Source organism: Altericroceibacterium spongiae (assembly GCF_003610805.1).
Taxonomy (GTDB): Bacteria; Pseudomonadota; Alphaproteobacteria; order Sphingomonadales; family Sphingomonadaceae; genus Altericroceibacterium; species Altericroceibacterium spongiae.
The window spans coordinates 108,718-132,940 of record NZ_RAPF01000005.1 but is presented as its reverse complement, the minus strand read 5'-3'; the positions used below and the strand labels follow the sequence as shown (position 1 = coordinate 132,940).

Genomic DNA, 24,223 nt, shown 5'->3' with positions numbered 1-24,223 from the left:
GTCATGCCATGTTCAGGAGCATCCCCGGATTGGCGGGGCGATATGGAAGCTAACAGTTTCGCATTAAAGAATTATGATGGACAAAACGCTGACACCAACGCCCAATAACTGCGCTCTACCGCGCCGTTTCTCAGATTTCGAGACTTTTTGCGATGCGCTAGATTATGCGGCACGAGGCACCCGTGGACTCAATTTCCACGATCCGCGCGGCAATCTTTTACGTCCTTATCCGTATAGTGAATTGCGCGAGGACGCGCAGAGAATGGCCCGTAAACTGATCGCGCAAGGTGTTGTCCCGGGAGACCGAATTGCCTTGATAGCGGAAACCGGCACCGAATTTGCCTCACTGTTCTGCGGAGCTATTTATGCGGGCGCATGGCCCGTTCCCCTTCCTTTACCGACCAGCTTTGGCGGGAAAGAAGGCTATATTGAACAGCTCACCGTTCAATTGAACAGTTCAGACCCGAAATTTCTGTTATTTCCGGCTGAAATTAGTGCAATGGCCAGTGAGGCCGCCACGCGCCATAACTGCACCGGCATGAGTTATGCACACTTCATCGCCTTGCCAGAAAGTGATGCCGCATTGCCAACACCGGAGCCCGACGATATTTGTTATCTCCAGTATTCGAGCGGTTCGACCCGTTTCCCTCACGGTGTAGCGGTTACCCATCGTTCGTTACTAAATAATCTACGCGGCCATGGCACCGGCATGAAATTGGAGCCGGAAGATCGCTGTGTCAGCTGGCTGCCCTGGTATCATGATATGGGTCTGGTCGGCTGCTTTCTTTCGCCGATCGCCAATCAGGTCTCAACCGACTATCTCAAAACTGAAGATTTCGCACGACGGCCGCTGGCATGGCTCGACATGATCAGCCGCAATCAGGGTACGACACTCTCTTATTCCCCGACATTCGGCTATGACATTTGCGCACGGCGTATTTCCAGTCAGTCAACAGTGGCCGAGCGGTTCGACCTGTCGCGCTGGCGTATTGCAGGCAATGGTGCGGATATGATCCGCCCTGATGTCATGCAAGGTTTCGTCAATGCCTTTGCCGATGCCGGCTTCCGTGCCGATGCATTCCTGCCGAGTTACGGCCTGGCAGAAGCAACCCTAGCCGTTACGATTATGCCTCCCGGAGAAGGTATTCGGGTGGAACTGGTAGAAGAAGAGCGGTTGTCCGGCAGCCCACGCGACCTCTCTCGTCCGGCACGCTATCGCGCGATTGTCAATTGCGGCAAGCCAGTGCTCGATATGACTGTAGAAATTCGCGGTGAAACTGGACAGGTCAAGGCAGATCATCAGATCGGTAAAGTCTGGTGCAAAGGTCCGAGCGTCATGCACTCTTATTTTCGCGACGCCGAATCGACTGCAGAATGCTTGGTGGATGGCTGGCTCGATACAGGCGATATGGGCTACATGGCCGATGGATACCTGTTTATTGTCGGCCGCGCTAAAGACATGATTATCATCAACGGAAAAAATCACTGGCCGCAGGATATCGAATGGGCCGTGGAACAACTTCCAGGCTTCCACCAGGGCGATATCGCAGCCTTTTCCGTTGAGACCGAAAATGGTGAGGAAGTGCCCGCTGTCTTAGTCCATTGCCGCGTAAGCGATCCAGAAGAACGTGTGCGCCTTCATGGTGAAATTCGTGAAAAGGTCCGTTCTATCACTGGTATGCATTGTGTCGTCGAATTGGTGCCTCCGCGCAGCTTGCCACGCACAAGTTCTGGCAAACTGAGCCGCGCTAAAGCCAAGAAACTTTATCTGTCAGGTGAAATCGAACCTTTCAAAATTGCAGCTTGATAGAGCTTCAAAAGATCTGCCCGGTTCTTTATAATGGGCAGATCTTTTAACCTTAAACGCAGCACTTAAGCTCTCCCCGTTCTGAAAGCTCTTGCCCAATCCAACCGTCCATTCACTTCGGCATCACAAGCAGCCTGCTCCCAGTCATATTCGACCGCATGGAAAGATGCCGACCAGCTTCCCTCCCTTTTTGTGACAATGGCATAGCGAGCATGGGGAGAACCGACCTCCACAACATGTGGGTGAGGATTATCATCATCATAAGCAGGTAAGCCAACGCTCCCCGGGTTGAGCACCATTCGGCCATCAGTAAGATACACTACTCGCGCAAGATGTGTGTGGCCGCACAAAATGACAGCGAAATCTGCATTGCCTGTACGTTCCTTAACTTCTTCTTTGGTCGCCAAACGCAGGCCTTCCTCGGTAACAGTATCAAGAAAATATTGCAGGTCGCTTTCAGGCGTACCGTGAACAAGCAATACATCGTCGCTGAGTCGAAGTGTCGCAGGAAGCGAGGCAATCCAGGCGAATTGATCGGCGCGTAGACAATCGGCGGCATGCCGGTCTGACAAGCTCATGCATGCATAAGGCATTTCCAGTAATTGGCGCTCGTGATTTCCTCGAATCGTTGGCAATTCCATTGCCATCAATCGATCTGCTGTTCTTTCGGGAAATAACCCGCCTGAAAGAATATCACCCAGATTTACGATTTTATCGACACTACGCGTTTCTATATCCGCAAGAACAGCGTCAAGCGCTGCGATATTCCCATGGATATCGGAAAGAACGGCAATCTTCATTCACCGGTTCTAACCACCGTTTATGTGTGTGGCAATCTACCGCAAGCAGCGCTCAGGACATCACTGCATACGCAAAACTCAGTCAGCTGGATTAGCCCAGCGAACCTGCACGGCTCCTTTTCTCTCCTCACCATCGCGCACTGCCACATTGCGCACAGAAAGTAGCTTTTCGACCGTTTCACGATCTGATTGCGGCCCATCAATAATTACCGGAACGTCAATCCGCCCCGCCGCCCATTCGACCAGAGCTAAAGCTTTCTCGCCATCGTCCGTCAGCTTTCCTTCTGCATTCAACGCAATCGAAGGAAGTGCTTTAGCAGGCGGGAGCAGTTCCACCCGCCATTCAGGTTCTGTTCCGCCAATGCGTCTTTCCAGTTCACGATAAGAGGCCAATCCTGCACCTTCCAACTCCTGCGCCCGTACCAAAGCGCGGCGGCGTTCCCTGTCCACCAACACTTCGCTTTCGGGCACGCCTGCAATTAGTGACAAGCGCTGAGCAAGCTCCTCCGCTCGTTGCGAGGCGTCGGCTTCAGCCGCCTCGCGAGCTGCGGCGAGCTGCGCCTGTTCAGCTGCAGTGGCGCTGGTTCCAACCTGATATTGAGTCAGGGTGAAATTGAGCGAACGATTATTCAGCAAACGGCGCAATTCGCGGCGGCTGATCGTTTCCGCATCGGGCATCAGTTCAGGCGTCAGTACCGTAGCGCTGACATCGATCGGGCTGGCATCGAATCTGATGTCCATTTGCGAAAGGCGAGCCTTTCCGCTGAAATTATCCATCACGGCACTTTGTGCCTGACGAGACACGTTGGACTCCCAGGCGATCTGCCGCAGAGAATATCCCAAGGGCAAGGCCAGCGCGACAAATGTTACGACTATTGCAAATACTTGCAGTTGTGTCTGTCGTTCCGACAAAGTGGTTCGAAAACCATAAAGGCGCGCCATCACCGCAGCGGTGAAAGCTATGGTCATCAGATTAGTGACATAAAGCAGCAGAGCACCTGAAAAGACCGTCCAGTTGAACGTGGCAAGGCCGAAGCCAACCACCGCAAGTGGCGGCATCAGGGCGGTTGCGATGGCCACACCGACTACAGTACCCTCCCGCCCGCGGATCATGGCATAAGCGCCCGCCAGTGCCGAAAAGAGCGCCACAAGCAGATCGAACAGATTCGGGCGGGTCCGGGCGGCTATCTCTGCGGTCACAGTCTGCAGGGGGCTGAACAGAACCACGAGGGCGCAGAAAGCGACAGAAAGGAGCGTTCCGACCAGCAGAGCTTTCGCACAACGCCGCATCCAGGGGAAGTCACCGATCGCCAGCGAGAAGCCGAGTCCGATAATCGGTCCCATCAGCGGAGAAAGCAGCATGGCCCCGATCACAACCGCCGGGGACGAGAGGAGCAAACCGAGAATGGCAATGCCTGCCGACATTGTTAGCATGAAAAGATAACGCGCCGAGAGATCGCCCTCCTCGCGCCGTCGCTCGATCACATCGGCCTGATCGACCGTATCGACAACAGCATTGCGCCACCAGCGCCGGAAACTGAAAATGACATAGGAGAAGGAATGATGCTCAGGGCGCTGTCGGGGAACATTCATGAAGATCGGTCTTATCTGTTATCAGCAGGCTTTCGGCATAGGGCATCGGCAACCTGGCGGGAATAAACAATATCATCATCACCTTGTCAGGCGTGTCTTAGGTTATTAATACAGTTGCTGTTGCGATACAGGAATTTGAGCGCTGACCATGGCAAGCAAAAGCGAAACCCAGACCGCCACCGATTTCGAACTGACGCCGCCCGATCCGGTGCCGGAAGTGAAGGCAGAAAAGGCCGCCGGCCTCGTACCGGTAAGCGACGACAAGAAAAGCAAGCTGGATGAAAAGGTGGACAGCTTCGTTTCCGAGCTGGTCGCCCTCGATGCCAATTCGCCCGATTTCGGGCAAAAGGTCGATCAGCTCACCAATATGGGCCGAAAGGAAATTGCTGCCGCAGCGGGGCAATCCAATCGGTTTCTCGATCGTCCGGTGCGGGCGATGGACAAGGATAGCGGCGTCGGCACCGACCTCGCCGAATTGCGCCGCACGGTGGAGGAGCTCGATCCGGGCCGTCAGGGCAAATTATCCGGCCCACGCAAGATTTTCGGTATCATTCCCTTCGGCAACAAACTGAAAAACTATTTTGACAGCTACACCTCCGCACAGGGACATATTCAGGCAATCCTTGCGCGCCTCGCCAGCGGCAAGGACGAATTGCTGATGGATAATGCGGCGATCGATGTGGAGCGCCGTAAACTGTGGGAAGCGATGGGCAATCTGGAGCAGATGATCCATATTTCCCGCTCACTCGACGCCAGACTGGAAGAAAAGGCAGAGGATCTCGACGCCACCGACCCGGCCAAGGCTAAGGCGATTCGTGAAACCGCGCTGTTTTACGTCCGCCAGCGCACACAGGACCTGCTGACGCAAATGGCCGTCAGTGTGCAGGGTTACCTCGCGCTCGATCTGGTGAAGAAGAATAACGTCGAGCTGGTAAAAGGCGTGGACCGCGCCAGCACTACCACCGTTTCGGCATTGCGCACGGCCGTCACCGTAGCGCAGGCCATGACCAATCAGCGGCTCGTTTTGCAACAGATCACAGCGCTCAACGAAACCACTGCGGGGATCATCGATTCCACTGGCACCATGCTGCGCGAACAGACGGGCAAAATTCACGAACAGGCCGCCAGTTCGACCATTCCACTGGAAACGCTGCAAAAAGCCTTCCAGAATATTTACGACACGATGGACGAGGTGGACGAGTTCAAGGTCAAAGCGCTGTCTTCCATGAAGCAGACCGTGACCACACTGTCGGACGAGGTGGAAAAGTCCAAAGGCTATATCGCCCGCGCCGAAGGGCAGGCTCAGGCACAACAGAGCGCCAGCGAGCCTTCTCTGCTGACACTGGAAGACTAAGCGGAATATGCCTGGCGAAGCTCATGATTCCGACCGCATCCTGTCCGATGCAAAGCGCAGCCTGACCGTTCAGCAAAATGGCGGGCGGCGCCTTAGCTCGATCGGGCGCGGTTCGGCGGAAGCCAAGCGCAACCATCTGGTGGGCAAGCTGAAGCGGATGGCGATTGCCGTTCTGGGTATTTTACTAGCCGCCGGAATCGCCGGAGGCATTCTCAACGGGATTGGCTTTGCCGGAGTGATGTTAACGGCGCTCGCAATTTTTGCCGCAATTGCCGCCTTCGCCATATTTCCACGTATGAAAGTCCCCCGGCGCAGCGATCTCAATCGCGGCGATGTGCAACAGCTCGTCTCCCGCACGGAATTATGGCTGGAAGCACAGCGCTCCGCGCTGCCCGCTCCGGCCGCACAAATGATCGATCGGATCGGCGTGCAGCTTGACGGGCTGGGTGTGCAGCTCGAAGGAATCGAGCCTGGCCATCCCGCTGCGGTGGAAACCCGCAAGCTGGTGGGCGAGCATTTGCCCGATATGGTCGAAGCCTATCGCAAGATTCCGCAACATTTGCGGCGGGAAGAGCGCGCCGGTGCCACACCCGATGCTCAGTTGATCGACAGTCTGGGCAAAATCAGCGAGGAGATCGATTCGGTCACCCGGCAGCTTGCCGATGGCGCACTGGACGATCTTGCGATTCGGACACGCTATCTCGATTATCGTTACGGCGTGAGTGAAGATACTTCGCCAGGGCAATCGTGATGCAAGTCACACTGCCTCATAATCTCGGCAAGGATCAGTTACGGCACCGCCTGCGTACCCGCAGCCACGAAATTGCCGATCATATACCTGGCGGCATGGCCCAAGTGGAAACTGAATGGCCTTCCCCTGACCGGATGCTGATGACTATCCGCTTTATGGGTCAGATTCTGGCAGGCGATATAGTGCTGGAAGATAGCAGTGTTCTTCTGAGTATCGATCTGCCGCCTGCTCTCGGCTTTATCGAACCCATGGTGGAAAGCGCGGTACGCAAACATGGCCAGGATCTGCTTGCTGCACCTGAAGACTGACCAACAAACCGGGATACGCCGAAAGTACCCTGCCCTTTACTGACCCTCTTGCCAGTAAAGGTTGCTTTGTGCTGAGCGATAAATGCACTGCCAGCGGAGGCCCTTTCTCCGGGATTTCGATTGCGGAAAATTTATTGGGGCGTGGCCTTTGCCACATTCAGCGCGAGCAAAATCGGCTCACCGCAGTATGAGCTCCAATTATCCTTAGAACCAACCGGTTGGCCGAAAATGTTCATGGAAAAGAAAGGCGAAGCTGAACAGGCAGGAGCTCCACGGCGCTCACGTGCAGCATGTTTGCGGCACATCTAACAATGCCAAACAAAGGGGGTTCTGACAGCCGGACACGCCAAAACAGGGGAAATGCGGAGGGACGATATCCGCGAATATTCGGAGCCGGCTGGTGTAGGTTTAAGGAGTTGCGTAATGAGTGTTATTTCCAGGAATTCGAAGGCTTTCTTTCTGGTCACCATGCTGACCGTACCCATCTCCGGCGCTTTGGCGGCGCAACAGCAGGAGACACCTGAAGGCGACAGCTCAACCACTGTCTATGGTGAACGTGCGGCAGAAGAACAGGCATATAACGACGTGGCTGAGCCCGTCGATGGCCCCGATATCGAAGGTATCATCTCTGCGCGCAGCGGCGACAGGATGCAGGTGACTGCCGAGGACGGTTCCCGTTCAGTCATCACGATCAATGACGATACGGAAATCAAAGGCCGTGGTGGTTTTCTGGGCCTTGGCAGAGAACAACATGCGGCGACAGCGCTGATGAACGGCCTGCCTGTTGATGTCGAAACATTGCAATCGAGCGGCGGCGAGCTGTTGGCCAGCAAGATAACCTTCAAGAATGATGATCTCGATACGGCAGCTATGATCCATGACGGAACGGCACAGCAATTCGCCCAGCATGGTGCGGCGATAAATAAAAACGCAAAGGACACAGAGGCGTTGCGCGGCCGCATGGGCGATATTGGCGATTACAATGTCAAAGGGACCACGAATGTCCATTTCGACACCGGCAAGGCCGAGCTGTCCGCCAAGGCGAAAAACGATCTTTGTGCCACGGCGAATGCTGCCAAGGGCATGGATAATGCTCTAATGCTCGTTTCGGGTTACACCGATTCAACCGGAAGCCTCGAATATAACCAGATGCTGAGCGAGAAGCGCGCCGAAAGAGTCGTCAATTATCTTCAGCAAGCCTGCGGCTGGAAACCCTATCGTATGCTCAATCCCACCGGAATGGCAGAGGCCGAGCCGGTAGCGAGCAACGACACTGCAGCGGGCAAAGCGCAGAACCGTCGCGTTGCGGTGAACATCCTGGTCAGCAAGGGTCTTGACGGTCTTTAAGACACTCGGGGTGGGCTCACTCGCCCACCCCGGATTTTGCCGCAGACGGCACCATTTTCACAACGTCCGGTCCCATTCCATATAGCTTTCCGGAATTTGCAGGGCGAGCATCGCTTCGCGGGTCTCGCGCAGAAACAGAAGCAGTGCCCACATCAGCAGTGAGACGGCGACCAGAAAGCAGATCGGTGCGGTGTAATAGAGATTCATCCCGGCAAAGACTTCGAGAAAAAGTAGCGCCACAACCAGACCGACAAACAGGGCGCTGACCACCAGCACACGGATGGCCTTACTGATAATCTGAATACGGCGGGCCACAAACCGGATCTCCCGGACCACTGCATCATGCTCCGACCCGGACGTCTTTTCATGGCGCTCCTGCAAGTTGCGCGAACGGTCCACCACCCGGCCCAGACGGGTCGATAAAAGGTTCATAATATTGCCGATCGCCACCAGCATGAAGACTGGGGCGAGCGCGAGCTGGATAGTCTCTGCAATCATATCCTGATCATTCTCTCCCCATCTCGTATTCCCGCCAATATCATCTTTCCATAAGCTGTCAGGCGAATTACGGGAACATTAACGCCTGAAAACTATTATTGGAATTCCGGGGCCTTACGCTGATTGGTGACGGCTCCGGTTACTTTCTGGCACAGAAGAACAGGGTGCCCAAGTGGTCGAAAAAAAACAAACAAACAGCCTGCGGGCCCGTCTCAGAGAAGAGACAGGTCCGCTCCATGATTCGCTCGATATACGAATGGGTCAGCTCGACCTTGCTGTGCCGGAGGATTATGCCCGGTTTCTGAAATTGCAGCTTGCCGCCCGTGCACCGATCGAACGCTGGGCACGCCATAACTGCCCGGCACACCTGCGCCCGCCGGCACAGGTCCCGCTGCTGCTGGAAGATCTAAGCGAACTAGGCGGCCCCTTTTCCGTTTCCAACCGTGCTTTTGCTCTGCCCGTCCATGCCGAGCCGCTGGGTTTCGCCTGGGTGATGGCCGGATCGCATCTCGGAAACCGCGTTATGCTGAACGATCTTCGCAAGCGAGCAAACGGCCGTTTGCCGACCCGTTTTCTGAGCGATCCGCGTATGATGGAGTTCTGGCGCGATTTACGCCCACAACTCGAACAGCCCGCATCCGATGAACAAACAGACAGAGCGCTGACCGCTGCATTGACGACATTTCGATTTTTCCTGTCGCAGTTTCCCGGGGAATCAGAGCGTGTGGCAGGGCGCCGCGTTGCATGACTGACCTCCACGATTACGAAGTCAATCTGACTAATTGCGATCGCGAACCCATCCACAAGCTCGGTCGGATTCAGCCTTTCGGAGCGCTGATTGCAGTCACCTCAGACTGGATCGTTGCCCATCGCTCGACCAATATCGGAACATTTTTGCAGCGCAGCGTGCCCGCCATTGGCGACCGGTTGCAGGATCATCTTTCGGCAACATCCTTCGAGCGACTGGTGAAAGTGCTGTCCGGCGCCGGTGAAGAGGACGCGCAGGAACGTGTTTTTGGGCTCGACCTGCAAGGGAACGGGACGCATTTCGACGTCGCCATGCACGTTCAGGGGTCGCTCTCGATCATTGAGATCGAACCGCATGACGAAGACGGCATGGCCGATCTGACCAATTCGCTGCGACCGATTATGGCCCGGCTCGAAGGGGCAGATACTGCCGCGGAACTATGCAAACAGGCCGCCCGGCAAATGAAGCGTCTGCTCGGCTTCGACAGAGTCATGGTCTATCGCTTCCATCCCGATCAGAGCGGCGAAGTGGTAGCCGAGGCGCGCGAACCGCAGCTCGAAAGCTTCCTCAATCTGCGCTATCCGAAAAGCGATATCCCGCAGCAGGCGCGCAAGCTCTATCTGCGCAACCTCTTCCGCATCATCGCCGATGTCGAATCAGAGCCGGTCCCGATCGAGCCCGCCCGCAGCATTACGGGTGAAGAACTGGACCTCTCGCTCAGCACTTTACGCGCAGTCTCGCCCATCCATATCGAATATCTCAGAAATATGGGCGTAGGCGCCTCACTGTCCATTTCCATCGTGATCGACGGGAAATTGTGGGGCCTGTTCGCCTGTCATCATTACGGCCCTCGAGTCCTGCCTTACTCGCTGCGCACTGTGGCCGAACTGTTTTCACAACTCTTTTCCTTCAAGCTCGAAATCGCCCTTGCCCGCGCCGGATCGATACTCAAGGAACGCGGACGGCAATTGCACGACCGGCTGATGAGCCGTCTCGCCGGAGGCACAGCACTGGTCGAGGAATTGAACACAGTGGATGAGGTGATCGGCGATGTCATTCCGCATGACGGGGCCAGCGCCTTTATCGAGGATGCCTATAGCGCACGTGGTCATGCACCGACCGAGGAACAGTTCCGCCAGCTTATCCCCTCGCTCAACACAGCCACCACGAGCCAGATCATCGAGACTGACAATCTGTCCGCCATGGTCCCGACCGCGGCCGATTTTGCCGATAAGGCTGTTGGCGCGCTGATTATTCCCGTGTCGCGCCGTCCGCGTGATTATATCGTTCTCTGGCGACGCGAATTGCCGCAAGTAGTCACCTGGGCAGGCAATCCGCAAAAACCGGTCGAAACCGGCCCCCATGGAGACCGACTGACACCACGAAAAAGCTTCGAAGCCTGGCAGGAATCAGTCAGCGGTCGCAGCGCTCCCTGGACCGAGGAAGAACTGACCATTGCCGAAAGGCTGCGTGTCACGCTGCTCGAAATCATTATTCGGGTGACTGACGAAGCGATAGAAGAGCGCCGCCGCGCACAGCAACAGCAGGACTTGCTGATTGCTGAACTCAATCATCGGGTGCGCAATATTCTAACGCTTATTCGCGGACTGGTCAGCCAGTCGCAAGCCGACGCTCATAGTGTGCAGAGCTATGCCGAGATTATCGGCAGCCGCATCCGGGCGCTGGCCATGGCGCATGACAATATTACACGCGAACAATGGGAATCGGCTTCATTGCATGAGCTGATCCGGCAGGAAGCCGAAGCCTATCTGTCGGGCAAGCATGATCGCGTTATCATCACAGGCGAAGATCGTCTGCTGGCGCCCGAAGCCTATACGGTAATCGCCCTAGTCCTTCATGAGATGATGACCAATTCGGCCAAATATGGCTCTCTTTGCGACAGCGCAGGCCGGTTGGAACTGCACACAGAAGTGCATTCCAACGGCGATTACAGGCTCCACTGGAAAGAAGTCGGCGGTCCACCCGTTCAGCCTCCCAAGCGCAAGGGATTCGGCACGACCATCATTGAGCGCTCGATCCCCTTCGAGTTGAAGGGCGATGCTCAGATCGACTACAAACTGACCGGAGTGGAAGCCGAATTCTGCATTCCGGCAAAGTTCGTCTCGCGCGCCAAACGGGGCAAAGTGGAAAGCTCCTCACAGGATGTCACGCTTCCCAGCGGCCTGAAACGCCCTGCACCGAACCGCAAGAACAAGACAAAGGATAGCGCTTTGCCCGAACATGTCCTGCTGGTGGAAGACAATATGATCATCGCTATGGATGCCGAAGAAGCGTTGCAGCGTCTTGGCGTTGCACGAGTGACGATCGCCAGCGGCACTACCCGTGCCTTACAGGTCATCAGGGAAGAAACCATCGATTTCGCGCTGCTGGATTTCAATCTGGGCTCGGAATCGAGCGAGACGATTGCAGAGGCGCTGGGTTCTGCAGATATCCCCTTCTGCTTCGCCACCGGTTATGGCGAATCTATCACACAGATGTCCGAAACAAATGCGCTTGGCGTTCTGAAAAAGCCTTATTCGGACAGCGATATAAAGGCACTGCTGGACCGTGTATGGCTGAAATCGGAAAAGGTGGCAGACTGAACAGCAAGCACGGCACTCAATATCCGTCCTAATACCAGCGCTGTCGCCAGCGATAGCGGCCCACCACAGGATTCCCCTGCGCATCAAGAGCGGGGAGAAAGCGGAATCGTTCACTGGCCAGCTGGCAAGTGATGGTGTCGGCCTGTGGGTCGGGACTCGGATCGGTCACCCGGCAGGCTGTGACACGCCCGTCAGCGCCCACTGTCAATTCGATTATGACATCATGCCCGCGCCGCAAATCGCGCGTGGCCCGCGGATAATCGCCTGCGCTGGTAATATTGCCTTCGATCTTTTCAAGCCGACGCGAAAAGCCGCTGCCCTGCCCGCTGCCGTTCTGTCCGCCCCCGGAGCCTTGCCCGGCACCGCCCGCACCTGTGCCCTCACCCGTTTCGGCTGCACCTGAAGCATTATCGGGCCCTTCTGAAGAAACTGATGGCGCAGGACTGGGATCTGGGCGCGGAACGGCAGGTTTAGGGGCCGTGACCGGACGGGGCCGTGCCTGTTTTCCTGCTTCGGCGGCGGCTCCCTCAGGTTCGGCATCGGGTGGTGTGTTGGCTGGCGGAGGAGATTGCGGCGCCTCTTCAGGCTCGTTCGTTCGCACAGTCACCGTCACCAGCGAACTGGCCTGTCTCATCACGCTATCTGTGAAGTCGGGTGCAAAGGCTCTTACCAGTGCTGCCAGCATGACGACATGAAACACACATACGCCCAGAAGCACCCACCAGTTCGGGCGACGGCGAGGCCTGTATTCCCAATCATGCGCAAAGGCCAATCCGTTCTCCCGTTAGCATTCCGGCTCCATGAGACAAACGCGCAAGTGGTACGGAAAGTGCCAGCTGGCTTACACACTCAGCTCATCGCAAAAACAGCACGACTGGCTCAAAAGTGAGACACACTTACTTTTTTGCAAATTCCGCATAGCGGGCAATTCATTGCGCACAATAGAAATACACCCTAAGTGTCGTTTCGTCATGATCTTATACCCCTTGCGGCTTGGCACCTGTGCCATCACCGCAGAAACAATCGGGCGCCGGACAAGAAATCGGGGCAGAGAATCATGGCCGCTTGATGAAAGTCAATGCGCCGTAGCCTTATCAGCAGTCTGAAAAGGGCGCCGCGCAGCGCTGTGGAAGGTCCGGAATTTTATGCCCATTACCATTGCTATTCTGAAGGAAACCGAAGCGGACGAAAAGCGAGTGGCGATGGTCCCGGCTGTCATATCCCGGCTGGAACGGCAGGGTGCTGCACTGACACTTGAAGCAGACGCCGGCAAAGCCGCGCATTTCCCTGATTCAGCCTATAAGAATGTCACAATCGAAAGTGACAGGACAGCATTGCTGGCAAAGGCCGATATCGTTCTTTCCGTCCAGCCGCCCCCGCCGGACATCGTTAGCGCGATGAAACCCAGCGCCATCCTGATCTCACAACTTTACGGGACCAGTCATCCAAGGCTGGTGAATGCTTTAAAAGAACGCAAGATCACCGCTTTCGCGATGGAATTAATTCCGCGGATAAGCCGGGCACAATCCATGGACGTGTTGTCCAGTCAGGCTGCGCTCGCCGGTTATTATGCGCCGCTGCTGGGGGCAGTCCATATGCCGCGCATTATCCCCATGATGACCACTGCGGTCGGGTCGCTACGTGCCGCAAAGGTATTGGTAATGGGGCTTGGAGTGGCCGGACTTTCTGCCCTCGCAACCGCGCACAGACTCGGCGCGATTACTGAAGGTTACGATGTGCGCCCCGAAACGGCGGAACAGGCGCATTCGCTAGGTGCCAAGTTCGTTGACACCGGGGTGGATGCACGCGGCGAAGGTGGTTACGCGCGCGAGTTGACAGCGGAAGAACAGGCCCAGGTCGAAAAAGTCCTGACGCAGCATATCGCCGAAGCCGATATGATCGTCACCACCGCTTCGGTGCCAGGCCGCCCGTCTCCCAGACTGATCTCTTCGGCGCAGGTCGCATCCATGAAACCCGGTGCGGTGATCGTCGATCTCGGTGCCGAAGGAGGTGGCAATTGCGCGGATAGCAAGCCCGGGGAAACTATCACCAGCGGCCCAGCCACCATCATCGCACCGCTCAACGTACCTTCCGCGCTCGCTCAGCATGCAAGCGAACTTTATGCCAAAAATATCCTCAACCTGCTTGGTCTGGTTGTCAAAGACGGCGCCATACAACTCGATTTCGAGGATGACGTGATCGCCGGCACAATTGCCATTCATGACGGTACAATCCGCAATGATGCGCTGCGTAAAGCCATTGAAATCGCCCCCGCGAAGCAGGAGACCACATGATACCTGTCGACACCTCCATGACCTGGCTGATCGCCCTGTATATTTTCATGCTGGCCGCTTTTACCGGCTATGAAGTCATCAGCCGGGTGCCCTCTATCCTGCATACCCCCCTTATGTCCGGGTCGAACTTCATTCACGGCATTGTGGTAGTCGGCGCCCTTCATGCGTTGCTCAATGCCACCACGCTTTTTGCGCAGATCATTGGCTTTCTGGGCGTGGCGCTTGGCGCCGCTAATGCAGCGGGCGGTTATGTCGTGACCGACAGAATGCTCGCCATGTTCAAGTCGAGCGGCGAAAAGGACCAGTAAAATGATCGCACAGCATATTACCGGGCTGAGCGGTTTCCTTGCCGCCGTCCTGTTCATTTTCGGCCTCAAGCGGATGGCTTCTCCAGTCACCGCTCTGTCCGGAATCGTGACTGCCGGCATCGGCATGATCGTGGCAGTGGCGGCCAGCTTCCTCGTCCTGTTTAATCTGGAAGAAGCTGCACGGTCGCATTTGATGACCAATCTTGGTCTTGCCATCATTGCTCTGGTGGCTGGTGGTGGCTGGGCATGGTGGCGCGGCGGCAAGGTTGAAATGACCGCCATGCCGCAGATGGTGGCGCTCTATAACGGTATGGGCGGCGGCGCAGCGGCAGCTATCGCTGCAGTCGAACTATCAGATTCCACCAACCCGGGTGGAGTCCTGCTCGCTGTCACTTTCGTCGGCGCTTTGATCGGTTCGATCTCTCTAACCGGCTCTGTCATTGCCTGGGCCAAGCTGGACGGACGGATCAGAAAGCCATTGCGTTTTCCGGGGCAGCGCGTCCTCAACGGGCTGATATTCGTGGCCACACTGGCCATTGCAGCAGCGGCTGTTGCGCTTCATGGTACCCCCGCAGCCGTCACACTTGCCGTGGTGTTCTTTATCGGCGCGCTGCTCTTCGGCATTATGATGACCCTGCCGATTGGCGGAGCGGATATGCCGGTTGTGATTTCGCTCTACAATGCTTTCACCGGTCTTGCCGTGGGCCTTGAAGGCTACGCACTGCAAAACCCCGCGCTAATGATCGCCGGCATGGTAGTCGGTTCGGCAGGTACACTGCTCACATTACTGATGGCCAGATCGATGAACCGGTCGCTTACCAATGTGCTGTTCTCGAACTTTGGAGACACGGCGGCAGCGGGTGGCGGGGACGTGCAGGGTCAAATGACATCGACCGATCCGGGCGATGCGGCCATCAATATGCGCTACTCTTCCAGCGTCATTATTATTCCCGGCTACGGTCTGGCGGTCGCGCAGGCGCAGCAGAAGCTCTACGAATTCGTCAAATTGCTGCAAGCGGCCGATGTCGATGTGAAATTCGCCATCCACCCGGTGGCGGGCCGGATGCCGGGCCATATGAATGTGCTGCTGGCCGAAGCCGGTGTGCCTTACGATATCATCTACGACATGGACGACATTAATGAGGACTTCCCCAACACCGATGTCGCGCTGGTGATTGGCGCCAATGATGTGGTGAACCCCTCGGCGCGGACAGACACATCCTCGCCCATTTACGGCATGCCAATCCTCGACGCGGATAAGGCCCGGCAAGTCTATGTCATCAAGCGCGGACAGGGGAAAGGCTATTCAGGCGTGGAGAACATACTGTTTTATCAGGAGAACTGCTCGATGGTCTATGGCGATGCACAAGCTGTTCTGACCCAGATGGTTCAGTCGGTAAAGGATCTCGCAGCAGCCGCATAAGAAGCAACGGGGCTCGGCAATCTATTTGAAGAGGAGACGTATAATGGCGTATCAGACCATCAATCCCTATACGGGCGAAACGGTCGCTACTTTCCCCGATGCCAGCGACACGGAAGTGCGTGCGGCTATCGATGCGGCAGATAAAGCATTCCACAGCTGGCGGGAAACCTCTTTTGCCGAACGCGGGCGTATTCTTCAGAAGGCAGCGGATATACTGCGCAGCGAGAGCGATAAATATGCAAAAATCCTGACGCTGGAAATGGGGAAACTCTTTTCCGAAGCGAAAGCCGAAATCGAACTGTCGGCCAAGATTTTCGAATATTACGTCCGCCATGCCGAAGAACTGCTGGCCCCGGAAAAATTGCCAGTGCTCGATCCGGCTGAAGGCGATGCAATGCTGGTGCATGAACCGCTCGGCGTGCTCCTCGCCATCGAGCCCTGGAATTTCCCCTATTACCAGATCGCCCGCATTCTTGCGCCGCAGCTTTCAGCCGGGAATACATTGCTGCTGAAACATGCGTCCAATGTGCCGCAAAGCGCAGCTGCTTTCGAAGAGCTGATGGCAAAGGCCGGCCTGCCCAAAGGTGCTTTCACCAACCTCTATGCCACACGTTCGCAGATCGAGATGATCCTCAACGATCCGCGCGTGCATGGTGTGGCCCTGACCGGTTCCGAAGGTGCTGGCGCCGTGGTTGCCGCCCAAGCCGGCAAGGCGCTCAAGAAATCGACGATGGAACTGGGCGGCGCCGATGCTTTCGTCGTGCTCGCCGATGCAGATCTCGACAAGACGACCGACTGGGCCGTGTTCGGCCGGCACTGGAACGGTGGACAGGTCTGTGTATCGTCCAAGCGCATGATCGTTGTCGATGAAGTCTATGACGAGTTTCTTACCCGCTATCGCAAGGGTGTTGCCGGACTCGTCGCAGGCGATCCGATGGACCCCGCCACCACGCTCGCTCCACTTTCTTCACAAGGCGCGGCAGACGATGTGAAGGAACAGATTCGCGAAGCTGTGAAGCTTGGTGCCAAGGCAGAGGAAGTCGGCCCGCCTGTTCCCAATCAGGGAGCTTTCGTACAGCCCACGATTCTGACCGATCTGGGTGCAGACAACCCAGCCCGCCACTGGGAGTTTTTCGGCCCCGTATCAATGCTCTTCCGCGCGAAAGATGAGGATGATGCCGTGCGCATCGCCAATGATTCACCCTTCGGACTGGGCGGCTCCGTCTTCACATCAGATACGGCACATGGCGCTGAAGTGGCGAAACGCATTTCGACCGGCATGGTTTTCGTCAACCATCCAACAAAGGTTGAAGCCGATTTACCGTTCGGCGGTATACGCCGGTCAGGTTATGGCCGTGAATTGCTCGGACTGGGTCTCAAGGAATTCGTCAATCACAAGCTGATCGATGTCGTCGATATCGACGCACCTTTCTGAGCAAGACAGGCCAGCTCCGCAAGAAATATAAAGATGAATATGAAAGCGGAGCGCAAGAAGCGCTCCGCTTTCATTATGTGCTGCGCACAGCCTCTATTTCGGCTTCAAGCAGTCGCGCGCCCGGCCCTTCCTGCGCCAGTTCATCTTCGGGATTGCGCAAAGGGCAGTCCTTGAGCGACAGACAGCCGCAACCGATACAACCTTCAAGCTGATCGCGCAGCTGGATCAGACTGACAATGCGTTGATCCAGTTCGCTCCGCCATTCGGCACTCAGCTCATGCCATTGTGTGGCTGTTATATTTTCACTGGGCAATTGCGCCAGATGCTCGCCGATTCGTGCCAGAGGGATTCCCGCTCTTTGTGCAATCCGGATGATCGCGATCCGGCGCAGAATACGACGCGGATAGCGCCGCTGATTGCCTGCACTACGCCAGCCTTCGATCAGCCCCTTTTTCTCATAGAAATGAATAGTCGACACCGGAACGCCGCTGCGTTTGGCGACTTCCCCCACCGTCATCACCTTTTCACTGCTTACCATATGTAACTTTTTCTCTTGACCTCAACCAATGTTGAGGTTGTATTAGCCCGGTCGGCAAAGAATAACAACTCCGCCTTATTGGGTGTGAGTAGCAACAGGAGCCGACATGAAACGCCCATTCCAGCCCGCTCGGTGGAGGCCCCGTCTGGCCTGCCCGTCCCGTTTCTCAATCTCGCCAATAAGCGGGATGCAGCAGGAGCCGAGCCGATGACCGATGGCCGTGAACTCATTGATGATGAAGGCAATGATAAATTGCTGAAAGACGAACGTCCCGCATCACTGCGGCGGACAATCATTATAACTATTGTCGTGCTCGCGCTGATCATCGGCGCGCTGTATTTCTGGCGAATGATGCGCAGCGGCGGGCAAGCCTGGCAGGCGCAGGAAGTTCCCGTGACCGCCATGGTCGCGAAGACGAGCGATGTGCCGGTTTCTCTGGATGCCGTGGGCAGTCTCAGTGCAGTGCGTGAAGTTCTTCTGGCCCCCGAAGTGGCCGGGCGGGTCTCATCGATCCATTTCAATTCGGGTGATTATGTCCGCTCCGGCGCTCCGTTGGTGAATCTTTATGCAGGCCCCGAAATCGCAGATCGTAAAGCGGCGCAGGCGCGAGCCGAATTTGCCCGTCTTCAGCTCAAGCGTTCTGAAGAACTCGCTCCTACCGGAGCGGAATCGCAGGAATTGCTGCAGGAACGGCGCTCACAACTTCAGGAAGCGGAAGCCGCTGTCGCACAGCTTGATGCTCGCATCCGGCAAAAACGCATTCTGGCTCCCTTTTCCGGCAAGCTGGGCATTCGCCAGATTGATCCAGGCGAGTATCTTAATGCGGGCGCTCCTGTTGCCTCGCTGACTGCGCTGAATCAGCTTTATGTCGATTTCTCGCTTCCACAACAGGATCTGGCAAAACTCGAACCGGGTACGGAAGTGAATGTGGTAACCGATGCCTTTCCGGGGCAGACCTTCACCGCGAAGATCAATGCTCTTGATCCCAAGATCGATGAAGGCACTCGCAATGTCCGTGTGCAGGCTACTCTACCCAATCCGGGGCAGAATTTGCGGCCGGGCATGTATGTCACCGCCTCGGTGATGCTGGCACCTGAAAAGGGTGTCATTGTCCTTCCCCTCACCGCAATCCAGACATCGGCACAAGGCGATAGTGTGGTCGTCATCCGTGGCGAAACCGCCCGCAAGAAAGGCAAAGCTGAATTCGTCCCGGTCAAGACAGGCCGCCGCGTCGGTGAATCCGTTGTCATCAAAAGCGGTATCAAACCAGGCGATGTGATCGTCACACAGGGTCAGCTCCGTGTCCAACCGGGCGCCGATCTGGCTGTCTCCAATCTCGTGTCGACGAACGGAACCGCATCCTCGGCCAAGCCCAAAAAGTCGGCCGAAGCCGCACCATCAGAGGGGCAGTGAGATGCGTTTTACCGACCTGTTCATTCGCCGCCCGACGGTGGCGATCGTGGTCAGCGTGCTGATTTTTCTCGCCGGGCTAAGTGCCATACTCAGCCTGCCGGTTCGGCAATATCCGGCTATGGAAAGCGCGACGATCACTATCGACACCTCTTTCCCGGGGGCCACACAGGATGTGATGCAGGGCTTCGTGACGACGCCAATCGCACAATCCATTTCGACCGCCAGCGGCATCGAATATATCACATCCAATTCCACGCAAGGCAAAAGCCATATTGCCGCGAAACTCGTGCTGAATGCCGATGCCGACCGTTCGATGACCGAAATTCTGTCGAAAGTGCAGGAAGTCAAATATCGTCTGCCCGAAGGTGTGTTCGATCCGGTGATTTCCAAGATCACCGACGGTGCCTCGGCCATTCAGTATATTTCCTTTGCAAGCGACGATATCGATTCCGCGCAAATGGTCGATTTTGCGACGCGTATCGCTCAGCCACTGATTACTGCAGTGCCTGGTGTGGCTTCAGCCAATATTGACGGGGGTGCGCCGCCAGCCATGCGCATCTGGCTGTCACCCGACAAGCTGACTGCGCGTGGTCTCACGGCAGATGATATTGCCGCTGCTTTACGGGCCAATAACGTGCAGGCCTCTCCAGGTCAGCTTAAGGGCGCCAGCACCGCTTTCAATATCACCGCAGCGACCGATACACGCGATGCACAATCCTTCCGCGACATGGTCATCAAGGAAGAAAACGGTAATGTGGTTCGTCTGGGCGATGTCGCCAACGTCGAACTGGGCAGTCAGAACTACAATACGAAGGCAATCGCTTCCGGTAAGAAAGCTGTCTTCATTTCAATCACTCCGACACCGGACGGCAACCCGCTGGAAATCGTCAAGGCAGTCAATAATCTCCTGCCTCAGATCCGCGCTTCCGCGCCGACTGGCATGGAAATCAAAAGCAGTTTCGACACAGCGCAATTCGTTGACGCTTCGATCGAAGAAGTCGAACACACACTGCTGGAAGCGGTAATCATCGTTATCATCGTGATCTTCCTGTTCCTCGGCAGCGCGCGGGCCGTCATCATTCCGATTGTGACTATCCCGCTGTCGCTGCTCGGAACAGCAGCGTTGATGTATATGACCGGCTTTTCGATCAATCTGCTTACCTTGCTGGCCATGGTTCTCGCTATCGGCCTGGTGGTCGATGACGCTATCGTCGTAGTGGAGAATATTCACCGGCATATCGAAGAAGGTAAATCGCCTTTCGAGGCCGCCATTATCGGTGCACGTGAAATCATCGGCCCCGTGATCGGCATGACGCTGACACTGGCTGCGGTCTATGCTCCTATCGGTCTGATGGGCGGGCTGACCGGTGCATTATTCAAGGAATTTGCTTTCACTCTGGCCGGTTCGGTCATCGTATCAGGCGTGGTCGCACTCACATTGTCTCCGATGATGAGTGGCTGGCTGCTCAATGCCCAAATCACGGAAGGTCGTTTTGCTCAGGGCGTCGAACGGACGATGCATAAGGTCACCCGCACCTATGATAGTCTGTTACGTAAAACGCTCAAGGCCCGCGCGGCAGTGCTGATTGCCTGTGTGGCCATTCTCGGGACCATTGTGGTCCTGTTCGCCGGGACGCAGAGTGAACTCGCTCCGCAAGAAGATATGGGATATGTTTTCGTCCAGACGAAAGCCCCCCAATATGCCAGCGTCGACTATACGCGTAAGTTCAGCTCGGAAGTCGACGGAATATTTCAGACTCTTCCTGAATTTGCCAACAGCTTCTTTACTGTCGGTCTGGATCGCGCATCGATCGGCTTTGGCGGCGTAGTTCTAAAGGACTGGGCGGAGCGGGATCGTGACTCTAATGCCATTCAGGCAGAACTGGCGGCAAAAACCGGCAGTGTGACCGGGGTTTATTCGACCGCGTTCCAGCCCAGCCCGCTGCCTGCCGGCAGTGGCGGCCTGCCTGTACAGATGGTTATCAAATCACCCGATGATTTCTCTGCCATCTACAGCACATTGCAACAGCTCAAAGGTGCGGCATGGGGCAGCGGCCTGTTTGCCTTTGTCGATAGCGACCTCGCTTTCGACAGCCCTTCGGCTCACGTGACGATCAATCGCAGTAAAGCAGGTGAGCTGGGCGTAAAAATGTCGGACATTGCCGATACGCTGGCTCTGCTCGTCGGTGAGAATTACGTTAACCGCTTCAACTGGTTCGACCGTTCCTACGATGTCATCACGCAGGTTCCTCAGGATAAACGTCTTTCTCCGGAAGATCTGGGACAATATTACGTCCGTACCGCCTCAGGGGACATGGTTCCGCTATCCAATGTGGTCGATATCTCCGTCAAACCCGAACCCAACCTGCTGCCGCAGTTCAACCAGATGAATTCGGCAACCCTGTCGGCCGTGCTGGCACCGGGGGTCACCATGGGTGAAGCGGTGGACTTCCTGCAAAGCCAACCTTTACCAGATGGAACCACCATCGACTGGATGTCTGACAGCCGACAATATGTGAAAGAAGGCAATCGCCTGACCGTATCTTTCGCTTTCGCGATGGTCGTGATCTTTTTGGTGCTTGCCGCTCAGTTCAACAGCTTTCGCGATCCGCTGGTCATTCTGGTGACGGTGCCGCTGGCTGTGTGCGGAGCTCTGGCACCGCTTTATCTGAACTTCACCACCCTCAACATTTACACGCAGATCGGTCTCGTCACTCTGATCGGGCTGATTTCCAAACATGGTATTCTGATGGTGTCCTTTGCCAATGACATGCAACGTCATGAAGACTGGAGCCGGGTTGAAGCTATACGACATGCTGCGGCTGTTCGTATGCGCCCGGTTCTGATGACGACCGCAGCCATGGTCGCCGGACTGGTTCCACTGATCTTTGCCGGAGGGGCCGGTGCTGCCAGCCGCTTCGCCATCGGTGTAGTGGTCGTGATGGGACTGCTGATCGGCACGCTCTTCACCCTGTTTGTGCTGCCGACGATCTACACATTCATTGCCGCTGACCACCGTAAGAGTGCCAGAAAGCCTCATGAAACGGCAGGCGAAGAAAACAATGCTTCGGAAGGAGGTCCGGCCCATGCGTAAAGGCTTTTTGACGATAGCGGCGCTTCCTTTGCTGGCTGCCTGCGCAACAGTGCCCGATTACGCGCCCCCTGCGCAACCGACACTGCCGGATGAACAGGGTGGCTTTGTGACCCAGGCAACGGATTTCGATCCGTCAGTGCCGCTGCCCGACAGGTGGTGGCAACTCTATGACGATCCTGCTCTGGACCGGCTGGTCCAGCAAGCGCTCTCGGCCAATACCGACCTGCGCGTCGCGGATGCAAATCTAAAGAGAGCCAATGCGGTTCTCAAAGAAGCGCGTGCAGGTCGCCTGCCTTCCACCACGCTTAGCGGCGGCGCCACTTATGGCGACTCACTGCCCGGGGCGAACGGGCAAGCAGGAGGTGGTACGTTCAGCGACAGCCAGTTCTCGGTTCTGGGATCGGGGAATGTGTCATGGGAAGCCGACCTGTTCGGACGCATAGGCAATGCCATTCGGGCAGCCAATGCCGATGCACAGGCCAGCAAGGCGGCACGCGATGCTGTGCGCGTCACCGTGGCAGCAGAAACAACGCGCAGCTATCTCAATATCTGCACTCTTGGCCTCGCACAGACCATCGCCGAAGAATCCATCAAGACCAGTCAGGATTCGCTGAAACTGATCCGGCAACGGCAGGAAGCAGGGGCGGCTGGGCGGCTCGAAGTCGAACGCGCTGCTGCCGCTTATGCCCGGGCTCAGGCGCAGTTGCCCACGATCCGCGCACAACGGCGCGTTGCGCAGTTCGAACTGGCAGCTCTCCTGGGAGCCACGCCTGCAGAAGTGCCAGGTATCGCCAGTCAGTGCACAACGCCGCCGGACATGAGCGTCTCACGCCTGCCGATCGGAGACGGAGAAGCGTTGTTGCGCCGCCGCCCCGACCTGCGCGCTGCAGAAAGACAGCTTGCGGCCGACACTGCCCGGATCGGTGTGGCGACGGCAGATCTTTATCCCCGGATCTCACTCGGTGCGACGGGTAATTTCCTTCGCAACGATGATGTGAAAGGCAGCGATTCCTTCTCCTTCTCGCTCGGCCCGCTCATTTCCTGGAGTTTCCCCAATATGAGCGTTGCCAGGGCGCGCCTGCGGCAAGCCGAAGCGCAAGGTGAAGCCTCGCTCGCCAGTTTCGACGGGCAGGTACTGACCGCCCTGAAGGAAGTCGAACAGGCACTTACCACTGTCGAGAATGAAGGCGAACGTCTGCAATCTTTGCGTGAAGCACGGGATCGTTCGGAAAATGCCTTCAAGCTGGCCAATTTGCGTTATCGCGCCGGGTCAGTCGCTTATCTGGACGTGCTGACCGCACAGCAAGATTTACTGGAAGCAAGAGCATCCTATGCCTCTTCGATTCAGACACTCAGCTCCGATCGTGTTGATCTGTTCAAAGCATTGGGCGGCGGATGGCAATCCATGGAGGAAACCACTGATGCCCAGCAATAACACCGCTGAACAGTCTGATGAAAGCCCTGCGCCTGGTAGCGACGCCATAGAACAGGGTACGCGCGTGATCGGTACGAAATGGAGCGGTGCAATCCTCTGGGAACTTCAAAGGGGGGCACTGCGCTTCAATGAAATCGTACGTTCCACCGGTGCGAGCCAGCGTATGATTAGCAAGCGATTGCGCGAATTACAGGAGGCGGGCCTCGTCCAGCGCGACGTGTCCTGCGATCCTCCCATCTATGTGCATTATGCTCTTAGCCCGAAAGGGACCGCCAGTCTGGCGGCTCTTCGCGAAGTCGGACAATGGGCCAATACATGTCTGACGCATCCGGAGGAGTCCTAGGCCATACAAGGTATACCAATTTCTGGCGGCACGGCCCTCCCCACCCCTCAAGGCCGAGCATGCCAGACCGGCTCTCTTTGTGAGAGCCAAAAAAGGCCCGGCCGGAGAAATCCGGTCGGGCCGATTTTTAT

At 56.4% G+C, this 24,223-nt stretch carries 20 protein-coding genes; 15 read left to right on the top strand and 5 right to left on the bottom strand.

All coding sequences use genetic code 11. The features are described 5' to 3' along the window. Nucleotides 1-73: 73 nt before the first annotated feature. Nucleotides 74-1,807 (top strand): fatty acyl-AMP ligase, encoded by a 1,734-nt coding sequence (locus D6851_RS10825; RefSeq protein ID WP_120324920.1) that lies wholly within the window; start codon nt 74-76, stop codon nt 1,805-1,807. A 65-nt stretch (nt 1,808-1,872) separates the two neighbouring features. Here the strand turns inward: D6851_RS10825 and D6851_RS10820 are convergent, their stop codons facing one another. Together D6851_RS10820 and D6851_RS10815 are read right to left on the bottom strand one after the other, a co-directional pair. Beyond that, on the bottom strand, nt 1,873-2,607 hold the full coding sequence (locus D6851_RS10820; RefSeq protein WP_120324919.1) for a metallophosphoesterase family protein: 735 nt from the start codon (nt 2,605-2,607) through the stop codon (nt 1,873-1,875). A 78-nt stretch (nt 2,608-2,685) separates the two neighbouring features. Next, on the bottom strand, nt 2,686-4,200 hold the full coding sequence (locus D6851_RS10815; RefSeq protein ID WP_120324918.1) for a DUF389 domain-containing protein: 1,515 nt from the start codon (nt 4,198-4,200) through the stop codon (nt 2,686-2,688). A 148-nt stretch (nt 4,201-4,348) separates the two neighbouring features. Here D6851_RS10815 and D6851_RS10810 point away from each other — a divergent pair, with 148 nt between their 5' ends. The 4 genes from D6851_RS10810 (at nt 4,349) to D6851_RS10795 (ending at nt 7,960) form a co-directional block, all read left to right on the top strand. Next, complete coding sequence (locus D6851_RS10810) at nt 4,349-5,554, top strand: toxic anion resistance protein (RefSeq protein WP_120324917.1); 1,206 nt, start codon at nt 4,349-4,351, stop codon at nt 5,552-5,554. A 7-nt stretch (nt 5,555-5,561) separates the two neighbouring features. After that, nucleotides 5,562-6,305, top strand: a complete 744-nt coding sequence (locus D6851_RS10805) for a hypothetical protein (protein ID WP_120324916.1) — start codon at nt 5,562-5,564, stop codon at nt 6,303-6,305. Beyond that, nucleotides 6,305-6,613 (top strand): polyhydroxyalkanoic acid system family protein, encoded by a 309-nt coding sequence (locus D6851_RS10800; protein ID WP_120324915.1) that lies wholly within the window; start codon nt 6,305-6,307, stop codon nt 6,611-6,613. The genes D6851_RS10805 and D6851_RS10800 overlap by 1 nt, the downstream gene beginning before the upstream one ends. A gap of 423 nt (nt 6,614-7,036) precedes the next feature. Beyond that, complete coding sequence (locus D6851_RS10795; RefSeq protein WP_120324914.1) at nt 7,037-7,960, top strand: OmpA family protein; 924 nt, start codon at nt 7,037-7,039, stop codon at nt 7,958-7,960. A gap of 57 nt (nt 7,961-8,017) precedes the next feature. On the opposite strand, the gene D6851_RS10790 is transcribed toward D6851_RS10795, so the two are convergent. Continuing rightward, on the bottom strand, nt 8,018-8,458 hold the full coding sequence (locus D6851_RS10790) for a DUF2721 domain-containing protein (RefSeq protein ID WP_120324913.1): 441 nt from the start codon (nt 8,456-8,458) through the stop codon (nt 8,018-8,020). 172 nt (nt 8,459-8,630) lie between these two features. Here D6851_RS10790 and D6851_RS10785 point away from each other — a divergent pair, with 172 nt between their 5' ends. Continuing rightward, nucleotides 8,631-9,206: a biliverdin-producing heme oxygenase gene (locus D6851_RS10785; protein ID WP_120324912.1), complete on the top strand. Its 576-nt coding sequence runs from the start codon at nt 8,631-8,633 to the stop codon at nt 9,204-9,206. Beyond that, on the top strand, nt 9,203-11,809 hold the full coding sequence (locus D6851_RS10780) for an HWE histidine kinase domain-containing protein (protein WP_120324911.1): 2,607 nt from the start codon (nt 9,203-9,205) through the stop codon (nt 11,807-11,809). Before D6851_RS10785 ends, D6851_RS10780 begins: the two co-directional genes overlap by 4 nt. 28 nt (nt 11,810-11,837) lie before the next feature. Here the strand turns inward: D6851_RS10780 and D6851_RS10775 are convergent, their stop codons facing one another. Continuing rightward, nucleotides 11,838-12,581, bottom strand: coding sequence for a TonB family protein (locus D6851_RS10775; protein WP_238474039.1), 744 nt, complete (start codon nt 12,579-12,581; stop codon nt 11,838-11,840). Nucleotides 12,582-12,954: 373 nt separating this feature from the next. Between D6851_RS10775 and D6851_RS10770 the strand changes: the two genes are divergently transcribed. Genes D6851_RS10770 through D6851_RS10755 form a run of 4 tightly spaced genes read left to right on the top strand, consistent with a single transcriptional unit; the run spans nt 12,955 to nt 17,269 of the window. Next, nucleotides 12,955-14,103 (top strand): NAD(P) transhydrogenase subunit alpha, encoded by a 1,149-nt coding sequence (locus D6851_RS10770; protein ID WP_120324910.1) that lies wholly within the window; start codon nt 12,955-12,957, stop codon nt 14,101-14,103. Then, nucleotides 14,100-14,411 carry an NAD(P) transhydrogenase subunit alpha part 2 gene (locus D6851_RS10765; protein ID WP_238474038.1) on the top strand — a complete coding sequence of 104 codons (312 nt, stop codon included), beginning with the start codon at nt 14,100-14,102 and terminating at the stop codon, nt 14,409-14,411. The genes D6851_RS10770 and D6851_RS10765 overlap by 4 nt, the downstream gene beginning before the upstream one ends. Before the next feature lies 1 nt (nt 14,412). Continuing rightward, on the top strand, nt 14,413-15,834 hold the full coding sequence (locus D6851_RS10760) for an NAD(P)(+) transhydrogenase (Re/Si-specific) subunit beta (RefSeq protein ID WP_120324909.1): 1,422 nt from the start codon (nt 14,413-14,415) through the stop codon (nt 15,832-15,834). A gap of 43 nt (nt 15,835-15,877) precedes the next feature. Next, nucleotides 15,878-17,269: an NAD-dependent succinate-semialdehyde dehydrogenase gene (locus D6851_RS10755; RefSeq protein WP_120324908.1), complete on the top strand. Its 1,392-nt coding sequence runs from the start codon at nt 15,878-15,880 to the stop codon at nt 17,267-17,269. 73 nt (nt 17,270-17,342) lie between these two features. On the opposite strand, the gene soxR is transcribed toward D6851_RS10755, so the two are convergent. Continuing rightward, nucleotides 17,343-17,807, bottom strand: coding sequence for a redox-sensitive transcriptional activator SoxR (soxR, locus tag D6851_RS10750; protein ID WP_120324907.1), 465 nt, complete (start codon nt 17,805-17,807; stop codon nt 17,343-17,345). Nucleotides 17,808-18,014: 207 nt separating this feature from the next. On the opposite strand from soxR, the gene D6851_RS10745 reads away from it, so the two are divergent. Genes D6851_RS10745 through D6851_RS10730 form a run of 4 tightly spaced genes read left to right on the top strand, consistent with a single transcriptional unit; the run spans nt 18,015 to nt 24,092 of the window. Beyond that, nucleotides 18,015-19,220 (top strand): efflux RND transporter periplasmic adaptor subunit, encoded by a 1,206-nt coding sequence (locus D6851_RS10745; RefSeq protein ID WP_120325096.1) that lies wholly within the window; start codon nt 18,015-18,017, stop codon nt 19,218-19,220. Nucleotide 19,221: 1 nt separating this feature from the next. After that, on the top strand, nt 19,222-22,314 hold the full coding sequence (locus D6851_RS10740; protein ID WP_120324906.1) for an efflux RND transporter permease subunit: 3,093 nt from the start codon (nt 19,222-19,224) through the stop codon (nt 22,312-22,314). Continuing rightward, nucleotides 22,307-23,749, top strand: a complete 1,443-nt coding sequence (locus tag D6851_RS10735; protein WP_120324905.1) for an efflux transporter outer membrane subunit — start codon at nt 22,307-22,309, stop codon at nt 23,747-23,749. Before D6851_RS10740 ends, D6851_RS10735 begins: the two co-directional genes overlap by 8 nt. Next, nucleotides 23,736-24,092 (top strand): winged helix-turn-helix transcriptional regulator, encoded by a 357-nt coding sequence (locus tag D6851_RS10730; protein ID WP_183030066.1) that lies wholly within the window; start codon nt 23,736-23,738, stop codon nt 24,090-24,092. Before D6851_RS10735 ends, D6851_RS10730 begins: the two co-directional genes overlap by 14 nt. Nucleotides 24,093-24,223 lie beyond the last annotated feature (131 nt).

Coding starts and splice junctions, on each gene's coding strand:
- D6851_RS10825 (WP_120324920.1), top strand. CDS start 74: ATGATGGACAAAACGCTGACACCAACGCCCAATAACTGCGCTCTACCG.
- D6851_RS10820 (WP_120324919.1), bottom strand. CDS start 2,607: ATGAAGATTGCCGTTCTTTCCGATATCCATGGGAATATCGCAGCGCTT.
- D6851_RS10815 (WP_120324918.1), bottom strand. CDS start 4,200: ATGAATGTTCCCCGACAGCGCCCTGAGCATCATTCCTTCTCCTATGTC.
- D6851_RS10810 (WP_120324917.1), top strand. CDS start 4,349: ATGGCAAGCAAAAGCGAAACCCAGACCGCCACCGATTTCGAACTGACG.
- D6851_RS10805 (WP_120324916.1), top strand. CDS start 5,562: ATGCCTGGCGAAGCTCATGATTCCGACCGCATCCTGTCCGATGCAAAG.
- D6851_RS10800 (WP_120324915.1), top strand. CDS start 6,305: ATGCAAGTCACACTGCCTCATAATCTCGGCAAGGATCAGTTACGGCAC.
- D6851_RS10795 (WP_120324914.1), top strand. CDS start 7,037: ATGAGTGTTATTTCCAGGAATTCGAAGGCTTTCTTTCTGGTCACCATG.
- D6851_RS10790 (WP_120324913.1), bottom strand. CDS start 8,458: ATGATTGCAGAGACTATCCAGCTCGCGCTCGCCCCAGTCTTCATGCTG.
- D6851_RS10780 (WP_120324911.1), top strand. CDS start 9,203: ATGACTGACCTCCACGATTACGAAGTCAATCTGACTAATTGCGATCGC.
- D6851_RS10770 (WP_120324910.1), top strand. CDS start 12,955: ATGCCCATTACCATTGCTATTCTGAAGGAAACCGAAGCGGACGAAAAG.
- D6851_RS10765 (WP_238474038.1), top strand. CDS start 14,100: ATGATACCTGTCGACACCTCCATGACCTGGCTGATCGCCCTGTATATT.
- D6851_RS10760 (WP_120324909.1), top strand. CDS start 14,413: ATGATCGCACAGCATATTACCGGGCTGAGCGGTTTCCTTGCCGCCGTC.
- D6851_RS10755 (WP_120324908.1), top strand. CDS start 15,878: ATGGCGTATCAGACCATCAATCCCTATACGGGCGAAACGGTCGCTACT.
- soxR (WP_120324907.1), bottom strand. CDS start 17,807: ATGGTAAGCAGTGAAAAGGTGATGACGGTGGGGGAAGTCGCCAAACGC.
- D6851_RS10745 (WP_120325096.1), top strand. CDS start 18,015: ATGACCGATGGCCGTGAACTCATTGATGATGAAGGCAATGATAAATTG.
- D6851_RS10740 (WP_120324906.1), top strand. CDS start 19,222: ATGCGTTTTACCGACCTGTTCATTCGCCGCCCGACGGTGGCGATCGTG.
- D6851_RS10735 (WP_120324905.1), top strand. CDS start 22,307: ATGCGTAAAGGCTTTTTGACGATAGCGGCGCTTCCTTTGCTGGCTGCC.
- D6851_RS10730 (WP_183030066.1), top strand. CDS start 23,736: ATGCCCAGCAATAACACCGCTGAACAGTCTGATGAAAGCCCTGCGCCT.